17 protein-coding genes are annotated in these 19221 nt (G+C 68.7%); 3 read left to right on the top strand and 14 right to left on the bottom strand.

All coding sequences use genetic code 11. From position 1 onward, the window contains the following. Positions 1-16 precede the first annotated feature (16 nt). The 10 genes from hflX to dusB all read right to left on the bottom strand — a co-directional run bounded on the left by hflX (position 17) and on the right by dusB (position 13372). Complete coding sequence (gene hflX / locus V5F75_RS13845; RefSeq protein WP_394034424.1) at positions 17-1426, bottom strand: GTPase HflX; 1410 nt, start codon at positions 1424-1426, stop codon at positions 17-19. 61 nt (positions 1427-1487) lie between these two features. Continuing rightward, complete coding sequence (gene hfq / locus V5F75_RS13840) at positions 1488-1742, bottom strand: RNA chaperone Hfq (RefSeq protein ID WP_393988250.1); 255 nt, start codon at positions 1740-1742, stop codon at positions 1488-1490. A gap of 149 nt (positions 1743-1891) precedes the next feature. Further along, positions 1892-2752: a D-amino-acid transaminase gene (locus tag V5F75_RS13835; protein ID WP_394034425.1), complete on the bottom strand. Its 861-nt coding sequence runs from the start codon at positions 2750-2752 to the stop codon at positions 1892-1894. A 51-nt stretch (positions 2753-2803) separates the two neighbouring features. Beyond that, a complete protein-coding gene (locus V5F75_RS13830; protein WP_394034426.1) occupies positions 2804-4216 on the bottom strand; it encodes a hypothetical protein in 1413 nt (470 codons plus the stop codon). Between the two features lie 13 nt (positions 4217-4229). Beyond that, positions 4230-5606, bottom strand: coding sequence for a Trk system potassium transporter TrkA (gene trkA, locus V5F75_RS13825; protein ID WP_394034427.1), 1377 nt, complete (start codon positions 5604-5606; stop codon positions 4230-4232). A 168-nt stretch (positions 5607-5774) separates the two neighbouring features. Then, the gene (gene ntrX / locus V5F75_RS13820) at positions 5775-7142 is read right to left on the bottom strand and encodes a nitrogen assimilation response regulator NtrX (protein ID WP_394034428.1); all 1368 of its coding nucleotides are present in this window, start codon (positions 7140-7142) and stop codon (positions 5775-5777) included. 3 nt (positions 7143-7145) lie between these two features. Then, positions 7146-9326 carry a sensor histidine kinase NtrY-like gene (locus V5F75_RS13815; RefSeq protein ID WP_394034429.1) on the bottom strand — a complete coding sequence of 727 codons (2181 nt, stop codon included), beginning with the start codon at positions 9324-9326 and terminating at the stop codon, positions 7146-7148. A 452-nt stretch (positions 9327-9778) separates the two neighbouring features. Beyond that, positions 9779-11221, bottom strand: a complete 1443-nt coding sequence (gene ntrC / locus V5F75_RS13810; RefSeq protein ID WP_393988256.1) for a nitrogen regulation protein NR(I) — start codon at positions 11219-11221, stop codon at positions 9779-9781. A 7-nt stretch (positions 11222-11228) separates the two neighbouring features. Then, positions 11229-12356, bottom strand: coding sequence for a two-component system sensor histidine kinase NtrB (locus tag V5F75_RS13805; protein ID WP_394034700.1), 1128 nt, complete (start codon positions 12354-12356; stop codon positions 11229-11231). 17 nt (positions 12357-12373) lie between these two features. Continuing rightward, on the bottom strand, positions 12374-13372 hold the full coding sequence (gene dusB / locus V5F75_RS13800; RefSeq protein WP_394034430.1) for a tRNA dihydrouridine synthase DusB: 999 nt from the start codon (positions 13370-13372) through the stop codon (positions 12374-12376). A gap of 256 nt (positions 13373-13628) precedes the next feature. On the opposite strand from dusB, the gene V5F75_RS13795 reads away from it, so the two are divergent. The 3 genes from V5F75_RS13795 (at position 13629) to V5F75_RS13785 (ending at position 15816) form a co-directional block, all read left to right on the top strand. Beyond that, positions 13629-14834: a bifunctional 2-C-methyl-D-erythritol 4-phosphate cytidylyltransferase/2-C-methyl-D-erythritol 2,4-cyclodiphosphate synthase gene (locus tag V5F75_RS13795; protein ID WP_394034431.1), complete on the top strand. Its 1206-nt coding sequence runs from the start codon at positions 13629-13631 to the stop codon at positions 14832-14834. Further along, entirely contained in the window at positions 14831-15322 is a 492-nt protein-coding gene (locus V5F75_RS13790; RefSeq protein WP_394034432.1) for a CinA family protein, read from the top strand. The genes V5F75_RS13795 and V5F75_RS13790 overlap by 4 nt, the downstream gene beginning before the upstream one ends. 98 nt (positions 15323-15420) lie before the next feature. Further along, entirely contained in the window at positions 15421-15816 is a 396-nt protein-coding gene (locus tag V5F75_RS13785) for a rhodanese-like domain-containing protein (RefSeq protein WP_394034433.1), read from the top strand. A gap of 3 nt (positions 15817-15819) precedes the next feature. Here V5F75_RS13785 and V5F75_RS13780 read toward each other — a convergent pair whose 3' ends face one another. From V5F75_RS13780 to lpdA, 4 genes are all read right to left on the bottom strand, one after another. Then, positions 15820-16275 (bottom strand): type II toxin-antitoxin system RatA family toxin, encoded by a 456-nt coding sequence (locus tag V5F75_RS13780; RefSeq protein WP_394034434.1) that lies wholly within the window; start codon positions 16273-16275, stop codon positions 15820-15822. A gap of 6 nt (positions 16276-16281) precedes the next feature. Beyond that, positions 16282-17235 carry a lipoyl synthase gene (lipA, locus tag V5F75_RS13775; RefSeq protein WP_394034701.1) on the bottom strand — a complete coding sequence of 318 codons (954 nt, stop codon included), beginning with the start codon at positions 17233-17235 and terminating at the stop codon, positions 16282-16284. 126 nt (positions 17236-17361) lie between these two features. Further along, positions 17362-17640, bottom strand: coding sequence for a GlsB/YeaQ/YmgE family stress response membrane protein (locus tag V5F75_RS13770; RefSeq protein WP_394034435.1), 279 nt, complete (start codon positions 17638-17640; stop codon positions 17362-17364). A 115-nt stretch (positions 17641-17755) separates the two neighbouring features. Further along, on the bottom strand, positions 17756-19171 hold the full coding sequence (gene lpdA / locus V5F75_RS13765) for a dihydrolipoyl dehydrogenase (protein ID WP_394034436.1): 1416 nt from the start codon (positions 19169-19171) through the stop codon (positions 17756-17758). Between the last annotated feature and the right edge of the window lie 50 nt (positions 19172-19221).

Here is a 19221-nt window from a genome sequence, read left to right as displayed (position 1 = left end):
AAAGGGTGGGCGTCCCTCAGGTGCCGTGGACCCTGCGCGTGCCGAAGCGGCGCTTCACCAGCGCAGCCTTTTCGGGCGCCACGCGGATCGTCACCTGCATGGCGCCATCCGGCTCCAGGGTTCGTTCCAGCACCTCGCCATGGCGGTAGAGCCAGCCCATGCCCTCGCCATCCTCGGCCGCCAGGGTGACGGCAAGGGTGGAGCGCCCGGCCGTGATGCGCCGCTCCACCACATCCAGCAGATCGGCGCTCCCCTCCCCGGTCAGCGCGGAAACGACCACCGGCGCCTGCGCCCCCGCCACGCGGCGGGCGCTGTTGAGCACCGCTTCCCGTGCCTCATCCGCAAGGCGGTCGATCTTGTTCCAGACCTCCACCACGCGCCCGCCCGGCTCCACCTCCACGCCCAGTTCCGCGAGCACATCCGCCACGTCGGCGGCCTGGGCTTCGGTATCCGGGTGGGAAATGTCGCGAACATGGAGGATGAGGTCCGCCTCCAGCACCTCTTCCAGCGTGGCGCGGAAGGCGGCCACGAGCTGGGTCGGCAGGTCGGAGATGAAGCCCACCGTGTCGGACAGGATGATGCGCGTGCCATGGGGCAGGTCCACGGCGCGCAGGGTTGGGTCGAGGGTGGCGAACAGGAGATCCTGCGCGGTCACGTCCGCCTGGGTCAGCCTGTTGAACAGAGTGGATTTTCCGGCGTTGGTATAGCCCACCAGTGCCACCACCGGATAGGGCACGCGCTTGCGGCTGGCGCGGTGGAGGCCGCGCGTGCGCTTGACCTGCTGCAGTTCCTTCTCGATCCGCACGATGCGTTCGCCGATGAGCCGGCGATCCGCCTCGATCTGCGTTTCGCCGGGGCCGCCGAGGAAGCCGAAGCCGCCGCGCTGGCGCTCGAGATGGGTCCAGGAGCGCACAAGGCGCGAGCGCTGGTAGTTCAGGTGGGCAAGCTCCACCTGCAGCGCGCCCTCCTTGGTGCGGGCGCGCTGGCCGAAGATTTCGAGAATCAGCGCGGTCCGGTCCACCACCTTGGTGGACCATGCCTTTTCCAGGTTGCGCTGCTGCACCGGGCTCAGGGCCGAATCGAAGAAGACGAGGTCCACCGCCTCGGCCGTCACCACCCCGGCGATCTCCTCCACCTTTCCCGCGCCCAGGTAGGTCGCCGGACGGATGTCGGAAAGCGGCACGAGGCCGGAATAGACCACGTCGAGATTGTCGATGGCGGCGGCGAGGCCCACGGCCTCATCCAGCCGCGCCTGGGGCTCACGCCGCTCGGTGGCACCGCGCAGGGCCCGCTTGGTGAGATAGGGCGTGATGACCGCGCACCGCGTCGGCGGCGCGCGGCGATCGACGCCGGCTCCGGAGGAGCTCTCCCGCGAAGCAGAGGCGGGAAGGCCGCCCCGCTTCTTCTGCTCATGAACGCCCGTCATGAACGCCTTTCACGAAAATGCCCATCGCGGGCACCCGCGGCTGAAGCCATCATAACGCCGATCAGGCCTTTTCCGTTCCTTCGTCGGTCGGATCGAACAACTGCACCGGGTGGCCGGGCATGATGGTGGAAATGGCGTGCTTGTAGACGAGCTGAGAATGGCCATCGCGCCGCAGCAGCACGCAGAAATTATCAAACCAGGTAACGACGCCCTGCAATTTCACCCCGTTCACCAGGAAAATCGTGAGGGGAGTCTTATTCTTGCGGACGTGATTGAGAAAAGTGTCTTGAAGATTCTGTGTCCGTTCCGCCGCCATTTTCGTGTCCATTTGTTTCGGCGTTGAACCCATGGTCGATGCAATTATGCGTCGCTCGATGCTCCATGGGAGTTATGGGCTTACAATGGCATACGTGAACGGCAGTGCAATATCATTTTGCCATGCCGGACCGGCGCATGCCGCCACGATCAATCGGAAAACTCCGTGAAATCATGGAATTTCCGCCGCAGTGCGGTCGCCACCGGCCCGGGCCTGCCCTCGCCTACCGGTTGGCCGTCGATGGCCACCACCGGCATCACCAGCGTGGAGGCCGCGGTGATGAAGGCTTCCGCCGCGCCGTGCGCCTCCGCCAGGGTGAAGGGCCGCTCCGCGACGCTGTAACCCAGCGCGTGCGCCTCTTCGAGCACCACCGTGCGGGTGATGCCCCGCAGGATCCCCTCCTCCGCCGGCCGGGTCACGATGGTTCGGTCTGGGGTGACGATCCAGGCGTTGGTGGAGGCACCCTCGGTGACATGGCCGTGCGCATCCACGAACCATGCCTCGCGCGCGCCGGCCTCCTTGGCGGCCTGCTTGGCCAGCACGTTGGGCAGAAGGCCCACGGTCTTGATGTCCACCCGCGGCCAGCGATTCTCCGGGACGCTGATGACCTTGACGCCGGCAGCGGCGGCCGCCTCCTGCGCCGCGACATCGGAGCGGCGGGCGGTGACCACCACGCTCGGCGGCGTCTCCGGCGGCGGAAAGGGATGGTCGCGGCGGGCGACGCCGCGTGTCACCTGCACATAGACCATGCCGTTCATCACCCGGTTCCGCGCCACGGTCTCGCGCAGCACCAGGGTGAGGGCGGCGCGGCTCATGGGCGCCGCGATCCTCAGCTCGCGCAGGGAGCGATCCAGCCGGTCGAGATGGCGCCGCACGTCCACGAGGCGGCCGCCGCGCACCTCGCACACCTCATAGACGCCATCGGCAAATTGATAGCCGCGGTCCTCCACGTGGATGGAGGCGTCGCGGTGCGGCACGTAGCTGCCGTTCACATAGGCAATGCGGGACATGGAGATACCCGGACGATCATTTCGCGCGCCTTATAGCGGATTCCCCCGCCTTCAGGTGCGCCACATGGCGAGGTGAAGCATGACGAAAAAGCCGATCACCTCCAGCCGTCCGGCGATCATGCCGAAGCCGGCGGCCAGCACGGAGGCGACAGGCAGGCTGCCCAGGGCCGGCCAGGCGCCGCCCGCGTCATAGACAGGCCCGGTATTGCTGATGACGGCGGCACTGGCCGCGAGCGCCGCGTCGAAGCTCGGGAGACCCGGCGCGAGGGCCACGATGAGCGCGCCGAACACCGCGAAGAGCGTTGCCGCTCCCACCCACACGCCGCGCATGGCGGAGCCCACGCCCCCCTCCCCCAGCGATGCCGGCTGCACGAGATGGGGATAGACGAGCCGCAGCAGGTCACCCCGCATCCGCAGCAGCATGGCCCTGAGCCGCAGCATCTTGAGGCCCCCCGCCACAGAGAGCGCCCCGCCGCCGAGCAGCACCACCGCGATCACCAACCCGAGCGGCAGGTTGGCATAGGTGCCGTCGTGCGGGCCGATGCCGCTGGTGGAGATGAGCGAGGCAGCAGTGAACAGGCCATCCCGCAGCGCCGCCAGGGGTGGCACGTCCGAACCGCGGAACAGAAACGCCCCCAGCACCACACCGAGCACCGCCCAATAGGCGAGGATGACGAGGCTCTCCTTCTGCTCGGGCGCCGCATGGGTGCGCCGTGTCACCAGCGCGCGGTGCCAGCGGACGGAGGTGGCGCTCCACAGCAGAAAGGGCAGGAGCAGCCACTTCGGGCTCTCCTCCAGCGCCAGCGCAAGCTGCGCCTCGGGCGGCAGGTGGGCGCCGGCCGAGGCGACCGCCGTGGCGAGGGTGAAGGAGACATAGAGGCTGTGCCCGCCCAGCATCAGCACCAGCAGCGCCAGCAGCGTGAGCGCCAGATAGATCGGCGTCGTATCGAGGGCGACCCCCTTGAGGTCCACAGCATCGAGGGCGACGCCGCCCTTCGGCGTGCGATCCGGCAGGCCACCGAGGCCGGCCGGGGCGAGCACCGCCACCACGGACACCACCGTGAGGAGCCCGCCGCACCATTGCAGCAACGCGAGCCACACATAGAGGCTCGCCGGCGCGTGGCGCAGCGAGGTGATTCCGGTTGTGGTGAGCGCTGAGACCGCTTCGAGCCAGGAGGCGAGCGGCGACAGGCCGGAGGTGAGCGCCACCGCCGGGGTCGCGGCCAGCGGCAGCACCAGCCACAGCACCGTCAGCCCGGCGAGGCCGTGCGCCCGGCGGAAATGCAGGCCGCTGCCGTCGGTGATGAAGCGCACCATGAGCGCCAGGAACAGGCAGCAGCCGCTGGTGGCGAGGTAGACGGCCAGGAAGGGGCCGCCCTCGTGGGCTTCCACCACGGCCGGAATGAGCACCAGGAGGCCGAGGGCCGCCAGGGCCGCGGCGAGCGGGCGGGCCGCGTTGATCATGGCGCCCGCTCCCTCAGAAGAATTCGAGCGCGACGCGGAACAGCTGCTCCACGCGCTTGATCCGGTCCGCGAGGGCGAACAGCACCACCCGGTCGTGGGCGCGCACCACGAAATCGCCGCGCGGCTGCATCACCTGCCCGCCCCGCACGATGGCCCCGATGCGCAGGCCGTCCAGAAGGTCGAGGTCGCGCAGCGTCTTGCCCACCAGCGGCGAGGTCTCCAGCGCCTCGGCCTCGATCATCTCGCCGGTGCCGTCGAGCAGGGCGTGAACACCGCGGATGCGGCCGCGCCGCACATGCTGAAGCACCTTGGAGACGGTGATCTGGCGCGGGTTCACGTGGGCGTCGATGCCGAGCCCGCGGGCGAAGGTGGCATAGCCCTGCTCGTTCAGCAGCGCCAGGATGCGCTTGGCGCCGATCTGCTTGGAGAGCAGGCAGGAGAGGATGTTGATGCGGTCGTCATTGGTGAGGGCGATCATGGTGTCGGCCTCGCCGACCCCCGCCTCATCCAGTATGGCGCGCTCCAGGGCATCGCCATTGAGCACGACCGTGCGCGACAGCAGCTCGGCGATGGCCTGCGCGCGGTCCTTGCTGCGCTCGATGACCTTGATGCGGGCGGCGGGATTTCGCCGCTCGAGCTCGCTCGCCACGTAGAAGCCGATATTGCCGCCGCCGGCCACCACGATGCGCTGGCCCGGCACCTCGTCATGGCCGAACAGCGCCAGCGCCCGCTGCACCTGGTCCGCCTTGGCGACGAAATAGGCGACGTCGCCCACCTCGATCCGGTCCGTGGAGCGCGGCACCATCGTGCGGCCCTTGCGCCCCAGGGCGACGATGGTCGCCTGCACGTCGGGGAACAGCTGGGTGAGCTGGCTGAGCGGCGTGTCCAGGATGGGACACTCCTCGCCGCACAGCACGCCGACCGCCACGATGGCCCCGTCCGCGAAGGAGACCGTATCCATGGCGCCGGGCAGGGAGAGGCGCCGCAGCACCATCTCGCCCACCTCGATCTCGGGCGAGATGACCACGTCGATGGGCAGGTGATCGCGCGAGAGAAGGTCGCGCCATTCGGGCTGGAGATAGGTCTGCGCGCGGATGCGGGCGACCTTGGTGGGCACGTTGAACAGCGCGTGGCCCACCTGGCAGGCCACCATGTTCACCTCGTCGTGCAGGGTGACCGCGATGAGCATGTCCGCCTGCTCGACGCCGGCGCGGGCCAGGATGTCCGGGTGCGAGCCCCAGCCCACCACCCCGCGCACGTCGAGCTGCTCTGTGACGGCCTGGATGCGGCGGGCGTCGGAATCGATGATCGACACATCGTTCTGCTCACCGGCGAGGCGCTCGGCGATGCCGAAACCCACCTGCCCCGCCCCGCAGATCACGACCCTCATGGAGCCCCCCTTGCCTGCCGGAACCCGCCGGTTCCGGCTCCCCCGCGTCCCGTCCGCCGCGCATGTCCGGCCATCCGCCGGCAAAGCCCCCGCGCGGCGGCCCGATTCCGCCCGAAGCTAGGCGCTTCGGAAGCCGATGACGAGTCCGCTCGCGGACCGTCATCCCCCTTAGCCCACGCCGAGCGCCTTCAGCTTGCGGTGCAGGGCCGAGCGCTCCATGCCCACGAACTCGGCCGTGCGCGAGATGTTGCCGCCGAAGCGGTTGATCTGCGCCGCGAGATATTCACGCTCGAACACCTCGCGCGCCTCGCGCAGCGGCAGGCCCATGAGGTGCTCGCCGCCGTTGCCGTTGGGCAGGCTCGGCACCAGGGCGCCCACGTCCTGCGGCAGCATGGCGGCGGTGATGGTGGCTTCGGGATCGCCGCCGGCCAGAATCAGCAGCCGCTCCACATTGTTGCGGAGCTGGCGCACGTTGCCCGGCCAGTCGTGGCTCTGCAGCACCGCCATGGCGTCGTCGCCGATGGGGCGGCGCGGCATGCCGGTGGTCTGGGAGATGGTGTCCATGAAGAATTCCACGAGGTCGGGAATGTCCTCGCGCCGCTCGGCCAGGGGCGGCACGCGGATCGGCACCACCGAGAGGCGGTGGTAGAGATCCTCGCGGAAGAGCCCCCTGGCGATCTCGTCTTCCAGGTTGCGGGCGGTGGACGAGATGATGCGCACATCCACGCTCACCTTCTCGCTGGAGCCGATGCGCGTGAAGATCTGCTCCACCAGCACCCGCAGCACGCGGTTCTGGGTCTCGCGCGACATGTCGGCGATCTCGTCCAGGAACAGGGTGCCGCCATGCGCCTCTTCCAGCGCGCCGCGCTTGGCCTCGCGGCCGTCGCCGTCGGCGACGCCGAACAGCTCGTATTCCAGCCGCTCCGGGGTGATGGCCGCGGAATTGAGCACCACGAACGGCCCCTGGGCGCGGCCGGATGCGGCGTGGATCATCCGCGCGGCGAGCTCCTTGCCGGAACCGGAGGGGCCGACGATGAGAATGCGGCTGTTGGTGGGCCCCACCCGCTCGATGGTGGACTTCAGCTGCTGGATAGCACTGGAGCGGCCGATCAGCGCCCGGGCATGGGGCGCGAGCTGCTTCAGCTCCTTCAGCTCGCGCTTGAGGCGGAGGGTCTCAAGGGCGCGCTCGGCCACCATCACCAGCCGATCGGCGTTGAAGGGCTTCTCGATGAAGTCATAAGCGCCGCGCTTGATGGCGGCGACCGCGGTCTCGATGTTGCCGTGGCCGGAGATCATCACCACCGGAACATCCGGATACTGTGCCTTGATCTCGTTCAGCAATTCCAGGCCGTCCAGCCGGCTGCCCTGCAGCCAGATGTCCAGGAAGATGAGGTTGGGCCGGCGCGCGGCGATGGAGGCAAGCGCGCCGTCGGCGTCGCGCGCGGTGCGGGCGGAATAGCCCTCGTCCTCCAATATGCCGGCCACCAGTTCGCCGATATCGGCCTCGTCGTCGACGATGAGGATGTCCATGGCCATGTCTCAGGCTCTCCCGGAGGCAGGTGCGGAAGGCGGCGTCTGTGCCGCCGGGGCGCTGCCGCCCGGCTGGCCGTCGACCCGCAGGCGCAGGCGGATCCATGCGCCGCGCCCTTCCGGTGAATCGTTGAGTTCGATGGAGCCGCCGTGCTCCTCCATGATCTTGCCCACGATGGCGAGGCCGAGGCCGGTGCCCTTCTCGCGGGTGGTCACGTAGGGCTCCAGCAGCCGGTTGCGCTTGTCCTGGGGCAGGCCCATGCCGTTGTCGATCACGTCGACGACAAGGTCCTCGCCCACCTGCTCCGCCTTCACCTTGATGCGCGGCGCGGCGCGCTCGTTTTCTGGAACACCATCAATGGCTTCTGCGGCATTCTTGAGAATGTTGGTGAGCGCCTGCGAGACCAATCTGCGGTCGTAGCGGGCCGGCAGGGCGGTGGGAAGCTCGGTCTCGAAGGTGATGGCGGGATGCCCCACCCGCATCAGGAACACCGTCTGGCGGATGGTCTCGGCGAGGTCCTGCGCATCCACCACGGGCTTCGGCATGCGGGCGAACGACGAGAATTCGTCCACCATGCGGCCGATGTCTCCCACTTGGCGGATGATGGTATCCGTGCACTGGTCAAACACGTCGCGATCCTGGGTGATGTGACGCCCGTACTTGCGCTTCAGCCGCTCGGCGGAAAGCTGGATGGGCGTGAGCGGATTCTTGATCTCGTGGGCGATGCGCCGCGCCACGTCGGCCCAGGCCGAGGTGCGCTGGGCGGTGATGAGGGCGGTGATGTCATCGAGGGTGACCACCCAGCCGTGGTCTGCCTCGGAAGACTGCTCGGTGGTGACGCGCATGGCGAACACCCGCTCGCGCCCCTCGCGCTGGAGGGTGATGTTGCCCTGCACGATCCGTTGGCCGGCATGCTCGGCTTCCGCGATCAGGGCCGCTGTCTCGGGCACCACCTCCGCGAGCTTGCGGCCAAGGGCCTCCGCCTCGCTGAGGCCGAGCAGGCGCTCGGCGGAGCGGTTGAGGATGGTCACGCGCTCTTCGGCGTCGAGGCCGATGACCCCCGCGCCGACACCGGCCAGCACCGCCTCCGTGAAGCGGCGGCGGCTGTCCATCTGGTCGCGCGCGCGCACGATGTCGTTGCGCTGGGTCTTCAGCTCCGAGGTCATGGTGTTGAAGGTTTCCGCGAGGCTCGCGAGGTCGCCCTCCGATTTATGGACTGGCACCTGCACGTCGAGATTGCCGCCGGCCACGCGCTCCGCCGCCCACATCAGCCGCCGGATGGGCGCCACCAGCCACCGGGCGAAGTTGATGGCCAGCCACACCGCCGACAGCAGCACGATGAGCGTGACGAGCGCATACATCAGCCCGAAGGCGAGCTGCACGTTGAAGCGCCGCTCCTCCAGCGCCCGGTAGTCCATCAGCGTCTCGTGGGTGACCTTCAGGTAGCCGATGACGCGCGGATCGATGGGGCGGGCCACATAGAGGAACATGTCGTCGAAATTGCCGAGCGGCACCACCGCGCCCACGAAGTCCGCATCCGAGGGCAGGTAGATGATGGGCTGCTCGGAATTGGCATCGTTGACGGCGATGTTCTCGGGCACCAGATACTCGCGCTCGGTGCGCAGGTTGGCCCGCTCCACCGTGGTCAGGTCGCGCCGGATGATCTGCGCGCCGGGCACGTTCCGCAGCGCCGCCTGGGCGGTGAAAATCTGCAGGAACTTCTCCTTGTCGCTGTCATAGAGCGGCCGCAGGCGGGAGATGTCATTGGCCATGGCCAGGACATCGCCGCGGATGGAAAGCGCATGCTCGCGCAGATAGTTCTGCGCCACGGAGCCTGCGGTGGCGACGATGTTCTGGGTGCGCGTGGAGAAGTAGCGGTCGAGGGTACGGTCGAGCGTGAGGCTCGCCACGATGGCCACCATCACCGCGGGCACCGTGGCGATGACCGCAAACAGCCCGACGATGCGGATCAGCAGCCGCGCCGCCGCCCGCCCGCGCGCCCGCTCCCGGAAGATGCCCCACAGCTCGCGGCCGATGATGGCGAGCAGTGCCAGCCCGGCGACGCCGCACCCGGTCAGCACTCCCACCACCACCTGCGGCGAGGGCACGATCCGCGTCAGGCCCATGAGAATAAGGAAGGCCGCGATCGCCAGCGCCAGGGAGAGGGTGACCACGGCGGGAGCGAACATGCGCGCCAACATCCTGCGGCGGGGCCTGAGCAACCCCTTGGCGTCGTCGGCCGGCGCTTCGATCATGTGTCGGTCGTCCCTCGGATTCGGTTTGGCCCCACGCCACGCGACTCATCGCCCCGGCATGACATGCAGCCGGTGATGCAGTGGAACGACACTGGTGCAAAAATGTGACATTCGCCAGCGACGCGGCAACTTGTACCCAGCCGCACAGAAAGCGAACGGTAGCCGGCGGCATCGCATGGGTGTTGCACGCCGGTGACGCCAACGTGTCGGCGAAGACCGGACCCGCGCTCCATCAAGGCTTGGCGCGATGCATCACAGGCGACACACCTCAGGCCAGCCGCGCTTGGGACGCGGCCAGATTTCGGCACCCGGGCGGGGTCGTCTCGATCACAGGTGAGGAAAAGCGCAGAGGCCGGCCGGGCGCCCTCGCGGCGCCCGGCAGCTTTTCACCGGCTGGTGCGGATGACCTGGATGTCGAGGTCGCGGATCTTCTTGCGCAGGGTGTTGCGATTGAGCCCGAGCAGCTCCGCCGCCTTGATCTGGTTGCCTCGCGTAGCCGCCAGCGCCGCGGAAAGAAGGGGATATTCCACGTCCTTCAGGATGCGGTGGTAGAGGCCGGGCGGCGGCAGATCCTCTCCAAAGCCGGCAAAATAATTATTCAGGTGCCGCTCCACGGAAGCTGAGAGGGTGGCGTCCACCGGCCCCTCCTCCGTCAGCGCGCTGGGCATCGGCTCGGAAAGCTCCGCGTCGATGATGGCGGTGGTGATGACCTCCTGCGGGTACAGCGCCGCCAGGCGCCGCACCAGGTTTTCCAGCTCGCGCACGTTGCCCGGCCAACGGTAGCGCTTCAGCCGGTCGAGCGCGGCGGCATCGATCTGCTTCGCCGGCAAACCTTCACGTTCCGCCTGCAGGAAGAAGTGGCGCACGAGGTCGGGCACGTCCTCCGAGCGTTCGCGCAGTGGTGGAAGACGCAGCGGCACCACATTGAGGCGGAAGAACAAATCCTCGCGGAACAGCCCCTGCTGGATGAGCGTGCGCAGATCCTTGTTGGTCGCGGCGATGATGCGTACGTCGGTCTTGATGGGCGTGCGCCCGCCCACCGTCGTGTATTCGCCCTGCTGGAGCACGCGCAGGAGGCGGGTCTGTGCCTCCATGGGCATGTCGCCGATCTCGTCGAGGAACAGGGTGCCCCCCTCGGCCTGCTCGAACCGGCCGGGATTGCGGGTGGTGGCGCCCGTGAACGAGCCCTTCTCGTGGCCGAACAGCTCCGATTCGATGAGATCGCGCGGAATGGCGGCCATGTTGATGGCCACGAACGGACCGGTGCGCCGCTTGCCGTAATCGTGGAGCGCGCGGGCCACCAGTTCCTTGCCGGTGCCGCTCTCGCCCACGATCATCACGGTCAGGTCGGTCTGCATCAGCCGCGCGAGCAGCCGGTAGATCTCCTGCATGGCCGGCGAGCGGCCCACCAGCGGAATGTTGTCCTGCTCCTCCGGCAGGAGCACGGCGCTGTCGCCCTTCTTCGGCTCCGCGAGGGCGCGGCCGACGATGGAGATGAGCTCCTTCAGGTCGAACGGCTTGGGCAGATACTCATAGGCCCCGCGCTCGGACGCGCGAATGGCGGTCATGAAGGTGTTCTGCGCGCTCATGACGATGACCGGCAGGTCCGGCCGCGCCTTCTTGATGCGCGGCAGCAGGTCGAAGGCGTTCTCGTCGGGCATCACCACGTCGGTGATGACGAGGTCGCCGTCGCCCTGGCTCACCCATCGCCAGAGGGTCGCAGCGTTGCCGCAGGAGCGCACTTCATATCCGGCCCGCGACAGGGCCTGATTGAGCACGGTGCGGATCGCGGCGTCGTCATCGGCGACCAGGATGCTTCCGGTGGGCATGGACACCTCAGTTGGCCTCTCGGGCGGCGCTCTTGCCGCGATACATGGGCAGGAGCACGCGGAATGTGGTGCGGCGCGGCTGGCTCTCGCATTCGACGATGCCGCCGTGGTCGCCGATGATCTTCGCGACCAAAGCAAGTCCGAGGCCACTGCCGGTAGGCTTGGTGGTCACGAACGGATCGAACAGGTGGGGCACGAGATCCTCCGGCACGCCCTTGCCGTTGTCGCGCACGCAGAACTCGAGCGGCAGGCTCACCCTGGAGGAGGCGCCGGGGACGGTGAGCCGCACGCCGGGCCGGAAGGCCGTGGTGAGCTGGATCTCGCCGTCCGGATCGCCGTCGATGGCCTCCGCCGCGTTCTTCACCAGATTGAGGAAGACCTGGATCAGCTGGTCGCGGTTGGCGAACACCGGCGGCAGGGAGGGGTCGTATTCCTCCACGAAGCGGATGTTGCGGCCGAAGCCGCTCATGGCCAGCGTGCGCACATGCTCCAGCACCGCATGGATGTTCACCGGCTCGCGCTCCACCGGGCGCTCGTCGGAGAACACCTCCATGCGGTCCACCAGCTTCACGATGCGGTCGGCCTCGTCGCAGATGAGACGGGTCAGCGCCCGGTCCTCGTCGCCGGCGGACTGCTCCAGGAGCTGGGCGGCGCCTCGGATGCCTGAAAGCGGGTTCTTGATCTCGTGCGCCAGCATGGAGGCCAGCGCGCTCACCGAGCGGGCGGCGCCGCGATGGGTGAGCTGGCGGTCCATCTTGTCGGCGATGGTGCGCTCCTGGAGCATCACCACCACATGGTCCGGCCGCTCCGAGACGGGCGCCACATGGATGTCCACGATGCGCTCGCCGCCGTTGCGGGGGGTGCCGAGGTCCACGCGATACTCGTTCACCGGCGCGCCGCGCTGGCGCACCTGCTCGATGAGGCCGAGCAGCGGCGTGCCGAACGGCACGAACTCCGTGAACGGGCGGCGCCGCAGCAGCGGCGCGCTCACCTCGAAGAAGGCTTCCGCCGCCGTGTTGGCATCCACCACGTGGCCGGTGTCGGAAATAGTGAACAGCGGATGGGGCACGGCATCCAGGATGGCCCGTGTCAGGCACGATTCCTGGTCCTGCTGCGACTTGTTCTTGTTGGTCATCTTCCTGGCTTCGGCCGTCATGCCGCAGCCCTCCACATGAGTTCGTCATAGGCGGCGGCGATGCCCGCCCTTACGGCAACCGGATCTTCGGACGTGAGCAGCCGCCCGCGCCAGCGCCGGGTCCACTCCGCGCCCTGCCCGCCGGCGTCATCGAGCGCCCAGCCCACATGCTTGCGCGCCTGGCGCAGGCCGAGGCCGACGCCGTAGAGCGCGAGCCACGCCTCGTAGAGTTCCAGCAGGATATCGCGCTGCACGGCGAGCGGCGGGTCCTGCGGGACATGCCCATCCGTGAGCGCGCGGACCACCTGGCCGGGAAACCACGGGCGCCCCTGCGCGCCACGGCCGATCATCACCCCGTCGGCGCCAGAGGCGGCAAGCATGGGCGCGGCATCCTCCGCGCGCGCCAGATCGCCGTTGGCGATCACCGGGATGCTCACCGCCGCCTTCACCGCGCGGATGGCCGCCCAATCGGCCCGGCCGGTATAGAACTGGCAACGGGTGCGCCCATGCACCGTCACCATGGCGAGGCCGGCCGCTTCGGCCATGCGGGCGAGGGCCACGGCGGTGGGGCCCGCCTCGTCCCAGCCAAGACGGGTCTTGACCGTTACAGGCACGCTCACCGCCGCGCGCACCGCATCGAGAATGCGGCTGGCGAGCGGCAGGTCCCGCAGCAGAGCGGCGCCGGCCGCGCCGGTGGTGACGCGCTTCGCCGGGCAGCCCATGTTGATGTCGATGAGGGCGGCACCGGCGGCCTCGGCCATGCGCGCCGCCTCGCCCATCCAGTAGGGGTCATTGCCGGCGATCTGCACGGCATGCAGCGCCACGCCCTCCCCTTCGGCGCGCAGCACCATCTCGGGGTGGCCCTCCAGCAGGGCATTGCTCGCCACCATCTCGGAAACCGCGAGCCCCGCGCCAAGGCGCAGCGCCATGCGCCGCACGGGCGCATCGGTGATGCCCGCCATGGGGGCGAGGATGACCGCATTCGGCAGGACGTGCGGACCGATCCGCAGCGTCATGCACGGCGATATCATGGGTGAAGAGGTGTCGTTTTGATGCACAGAAAATGGGCCGGATGAGTGTTGCCTATATCTTAGACATTTGTAGCGACCGTGCAAGTGCACTGTGCGCAGATGTGCGGCGCGGCACGAAATGCGGCCACCGGGCGCATGCTTTCCGCCCGCCCTTGCGCACGCGCGGCGGGCGCGCTTGAAAGGCGCCGGGACGACGCGGCGCAAGACGCCTCGACGCACAGACCGCCGGAAAGACACGCCCATGAACAATTCCAGGCGCTGCATCGCCATCGTGGTCGCGGCCGGGCGCGGCACCCGCGCCGGCGGGCCCCTGCCCAAGCAATACCGCATGCTGGGCGGCGAATCCGTCCTGCGGCGCACGCTGCGGCGGTTCGCGGAGCATCCGGACGTCACCGCGGTGCTCGCGGTCATTCATAAGGATGATTCGGACCTCTTTGCGGAAGCCGCGCGGGATTTGCCCAAGATGCTGGCACCCGTGGCGGGCGGCGCCACCCGCCAGGATTCGGTGCGTGCGGGGCTCCGGGCCATCGCCGCCCAATCCCCGTGCAGCGTCCTCGTGCATGATGCCGCCCGCCCCTTCGTCTCACCGGCGCTGATCTCGCGTGCCATCGCGGCCGCCGGGCGATATGATGCCTCCATTCCCGTGCTGGCCGTGACCGACACCATCAAGGCGGTGGGCGACACGGGCCTCGTCGCCGCCACGCTGGACCGGGCCGCGCTGCGCACGGTGCAGACGCCGCAGGCGTTCGATCTCGACGCCCTGTCCATCGCCCACGAGGCAGCGGCGGCCGCGGGCATCACCCACCTCACCGACGACGCGGCGGTGATGGAATGGGCCGGCCACTCGGTGGCGACCTTCGAGGGGGAGAGCGCAAACGTGAAGCTCACATCCGCGGAAGACCTCGCACAAGCCGGGCGCGCGGCCCTCGCCGGTTCCCTCGCGGACCTGCCGGACGTGCGCATGGGCACCGGATTCGACGTGCATGCCTTCGCCCCCGGCGACCACGTGATGCTGGGCGGCGTCGCCATTCCCCACGGCTTCGCCCTTGCCGGCCACTCGGACGCGGACGTGGGCCTCCACGCCCTCACCGATGCGATTCTGGGCGCCCTGGGCGATGGCGACATCGGCTCCCATTTTCCCCCTTCCGATCCGCAATGGAAGGGCGCCTCCTCCGACCGCTTCCTCGCTCATGCGGCTGGCCTGGTGGCGGCGCGCGGCGGGCGCATCGCGCATCTCGACCTCACCATCATCTGCGAGGCGCCGAAGGTGGGCCCGCACCGCGAGGCCATCCGCGCGGCGGTGGCGCGCATCGCCGGCGTGCCCGCGGGCCGGGTGAGCGTGAAGGCCACCACTACCGAGAAGCTCGGCTTCACCGGCCGGCGGGAAGGCATCGCCGCCATGGCCGGCGCCACCGTCCGCCTGCCCTTCACGGAGGACGACGCATGATCGATGCCGAGACCTACGCCGCAGCCGAGGCGGTGCTGGATGCGTTTCGCGAGAGGGGCTGGACGATCGCGACCGCCGAATCGTGCACCGGGGGCCTCGTGGCCGGCGCGCTCACCGCCGTTCCGGGCTCCTCCGACGTGGTGGACCGGGGCTTCGTGACCTATTCCAACGCGGCCAAGACGGCCATGCTGGGCGTGCGGGAGACGATACTCGCCGCCCATGGCGCGGTGAGCCGCGAAACCGCCTGCGCCATGGCGGAAGGCGCCCGCGCCGCGGCGGGCGTGAGCGCCTCCGTTTCCACCACCGGGGTCGCGGGGCCAGGTGGGGGCTCCGCGGAGAAGCCGGTGGGGCTGGTGCATTTCGCCTGCGTCCGCCCCGATGGCACGATCCGCCATTGCGAGATGCGCTTCGGCGAACTCGGCCGCGCCGAGATCCGCCGCCGCGCGGTGCTGGTGGCGCTGAGCCTGCTGGCTGAGGCAGCCCGGTAAGCGTACGGCCCCGGCGCGTTCTGGCGCGCCCGGCACCTTGACAGCGCCGAGGGCGCGGCTTCTCCTCGCCGCAAATCACAGAACAAGGGAGGAGAATCATGCCCCAGACCATCACCCGTGGCTACAAGGCGCTGCTGGCCGAGGCGAATGCTCGTGTCGAGGCGCTGAAGCCCCAGGAGGCGGCGCAGCTCATGGCCGAGGGCGAAAGCGTGCTGGTGGATGTGCGCGACCCGCGGGAATTGGAGCGCGAGGGGCGCATTCCCGGTGCCTTCCACTGCCCGCGCGGCATGCTGGAATTCTGGATCGACCCGGAAAGCCCCTATTTCAAGCCCGTGTTCGCCGAGGACAAGACCTTCATCTTCCTGTGCGCGGGCGGCTGGCGTTCGGCGCTGAGCGCCGCCACCGCCATGGACATGGGGCTGAAGCCGGTGAAGCACGTGGAAGGCGGCTTCAAGGCGTGGAGGGAAGCCGGGGCGCCGGTGGAGCCGAAATAGCTTTCAAGCCTTCCCGAACACCTCGTCCGCCCGCGCCTCGAACGCATCGGCGAAGCGGCGGAAGGCGGCATCGAACATGGCGCCCATGAGCAGGCCCAGCGCGCGGGAGCGGAATTCGTAGGAGATGAAGAACTTCACCTCGGATTCCCTCTCGCCGCGCGGCAGGAACTCCCAGCGGTTGTCGAGCCGGCTGAAGGGGCCGTCGAGATATTCCACATGGATGGCGAGGCGCGGGCGGTCGAGCATGACCCGTGACGCGAAGGTCTCGCGGATCATCTTGTAGGCGACCGTCATATCCGCCACCAGGATCTCCACCCCGTCCTCGGAGCGGGTGCGCCGCTTCACGCGCAGCGCGGCGCACAGGGGCACGAACTCGGGGTAGTGCTCCACGTCGGCCACGAGGTCGAACATGTCGGTGGCGGCGTGCTTCACACGCCGCGCATTGGAAAAGGAAGGCACGGTCGCTCAGGCCCGCCGCAGCTTGGCGGCGCGGGCCTCGCGCAGCTTGGCGAAATCCTCGCCCGCATGGTGGGACGAACGGGTGAGCGGGCTCGACGACACCATCAGGAAGCCCTTGGCGAAGGCCACCGTCTCATAGGCCTTGAACTCGTCCGGCGTCACGAACTTCTCGACCTTGTGGTGCTGGCGCGTGGGCTGGAGATACTGGCCGATGGTGATGAAATCCACCTCCGCCGAGCGCAGGTCGTCCATGAGCTGGAGCACCTCGTTCCGCTCCTCGCCCAGGCCCACCATGATGCCGGACTTGGTGAAGATGGAGGGGTCGAGCTCCTTCACCTTCTGCAGCAGGCGCAGGGAGTGGAAGTAACGCGCGCCCGGCCGCACCGTCAGATACTTAGAGGGCACGGTTTCCAGATTGTGGTTGAACACGTCCGGCCTGGCCGCCACCACCACCTCCAGCGCCCCGTCCTTGCGCAGGAAGTCTGGGGTGAGGATCTCGATGGTGGTCTTCGGGCTCGCGACGCGGATGGCGGCGATGGTGCGGGCGAAATGCTCGGCCCCGCCATCCGCCAGGTCGTCCCGGTCCACGGAGGTGATGACCACGTGGGACAGCCCCAGGCGCCCCACCGCATCGGCCACCTTTTCGGGCTCATCCTGGTCGAGCGGGCCCGGCAGGCCGGTGCGCACGTTGCAGAAGGCGCAGGCGCGGGTGCACGTGTCGCCCATGATCATCATGGTCGCGTGCTTCTTTTCCCAGCATTCGCCGATGTTGGGGCAGCCGGCCTCCTCGCACACGGTGTGCAGGCCGTTCGCGCGCACGATGCCGGCCGTCTCCGACCAGCCGGCCGAGCCGGGCGCCTTCACGCGGATCCATTCCGGCTTGCGCTGCACCTCGGTCAGGGGCCGGTGGGCCTTCTCCGGGTGGCGGGGACGGTTCAGCGTGTTGATCACATTGACCATGGCGTTGTCCAACTTCATGCGGTTGCCGCCGCGCGGACAACCGATCTCCCGGCATGTGGGGGAAGCTTTTCCATATAGGCGAGCGCCCTCCCCCGCGCCACCCGCCTGTTCGGCCCAAGCCTCCCGCTAGCGGGAGCGGATGGCGCGCCAGCCCCAGAGCAGGATGATCGCGCCCACGATGGCCGCCACCAGCGTGCGGAAGAAGCCGAACACCGGAATGGCGAGCTGGGCCGCCAGCCACCCGCCGAAGAACGCCCCCAGGATGCCCACCACCAGATTGGTGAGAAGCCCGTGGTTGCTCTCCGTCACCCGCTCTGCCACCCAGCCGGCGATGACGCCGATGAGCAGCATGGAGAAAAAGCCGACGCCCGGCTGGTTCAGGAATGCGTAGGTTTCGGTGTCCATCCTCGCCCCCGCGTCACCAATTGCCGCCCCACATGGCGCGACCTTACCTTCTTATCCGAAAATCCGCGCGGGTGCAGCGGCGGGCGGAAGCCTAGCCGCCATGCCCGTCCGGACGTCAGATGTGGATGGCGCGCCCGTATGCGGCCATGACGCTCTCGTGCATCATCTCCGACAGGGTCGGGTGCGGGAACACCGTGTGGATCAGCTCCTCCTCGGTGGTCTCCAGGTTCATCGCCACCACGAAGCCCTGGATCAGCTCGGTCACCTCCGCCCCCACCATGTGGGCGCCCAGGAGCTCGCCGGTCTTGGCGTCGAAGATGGTCTTGACCAGCCCGTCCGGCTCCCCGAGCGCGATGGCCTTGCCGTTGCCGATGAAGGGGAAGCGACCCACCTTGATCTGCCGGCCGGCCTCCTTCGCCTTCTTCTCGGTGAGGCCCACGGAGGCGATCTGCGGCATGCAATAGGTGCAGCCGGGGATCTTGCCCTTGTCCATGGGGTGGGTGTGGAGGCCCTTGATGGTTTCCACGCAGATGACGCCCTCGTGCTCCGCCTTGTGGGCCAGCATGGGGGCGCCGGCGATATCGCCGATGGCGTAGACGCCGGGCACGTTGGTGCGGCCATAGCCATCGGTGGCGATGATGCCGCGCTCGTGCTGCACGCCGATGGCTTCCAGCCCCAGGCCCTCGACGTTGCCCACCACACCCACGGCGGAGATCATGCGCTCCACGGTGATGTCGTGCCTGGCGCCCTTCTCATCCACCACATGGACGGTGAGGCTGTCCGCCTGCTTGGTGACGCCGGCGACCTTGGCGCCGGACATGATCTTCATGCCCTGCTTCTCGAAGCGCTTTCGGGCGATGGCGGCGATTTCCTCGTCCTCCACCGGCAGGATCTGCGGCAGCACCTCCACCACCGTTACCTCCGCGCCCATGGTGCGGTAGAAGGAAGCGAACTCGATGCCGATGGCGCCGGAGCCCATCACCAGCAGACTCTTGGGGGTCTTCTCCGGCACCAGGGCGTCGAAATAGGTCCAGATCAGCTTCTTGTCCGGCTCCAGGCCCGGCAGGGCGCGGGGGCGGGCGCCGGTGGCGACGATGATGTGCTTCGCCTCATAGTCGCCGCCGCCCTTGGCGCCCTTGGGCGGGTTGGCGGCGGCCTCCACCTTCAGCTTGCCGGGGGCGGCGAAGGTGGCCTTGCCCCAGATCACGTCCACCTTGTTCTTGTTCAGCAGGAAGCCGACGCCGGTGGCGAGCTGGGAGGAAACCCCGCGCGAGCGCTTCACCACGGCCGCGATATCGAAGGAGGGTTTCTCCACCGACAGCCCGTAATCCTTCGCATGCTCCATGTAGTGGTAGATCTCGGCCGAGCGCAGCAGCGCCTTGGTGGGGATGCAGCCCCAGTTGAGGCAGATGCCGCCCAGATGGCTCTTTTCCACCACGGCGGTCTTGAAGCCGAGCTGCGCGGCGCGGATGGCGGCCACATAGCCGCCGGGCCCGCCGCCGATGACGATGATGTCGTAGGTGTCCGCCATGGAAGCCTCCTCGCAATGCCGCCGCGCCGCGCGCCTTCGGCAGGGTCAGG

Source organism: Xanthobacter albus (genome assembly GCF_043194895.2).
Lineage (GTDB): Bacteria > Pseudomonadota > Alphaproteobacteria > Rhizobiales > Xanthobacteraceae > Xanthobacter.
The sequence above is the reverse complement of the archived record's forward strand: the minus strand, read 5'-3'. Positions and strand labels throughout refer to the sequence as shown.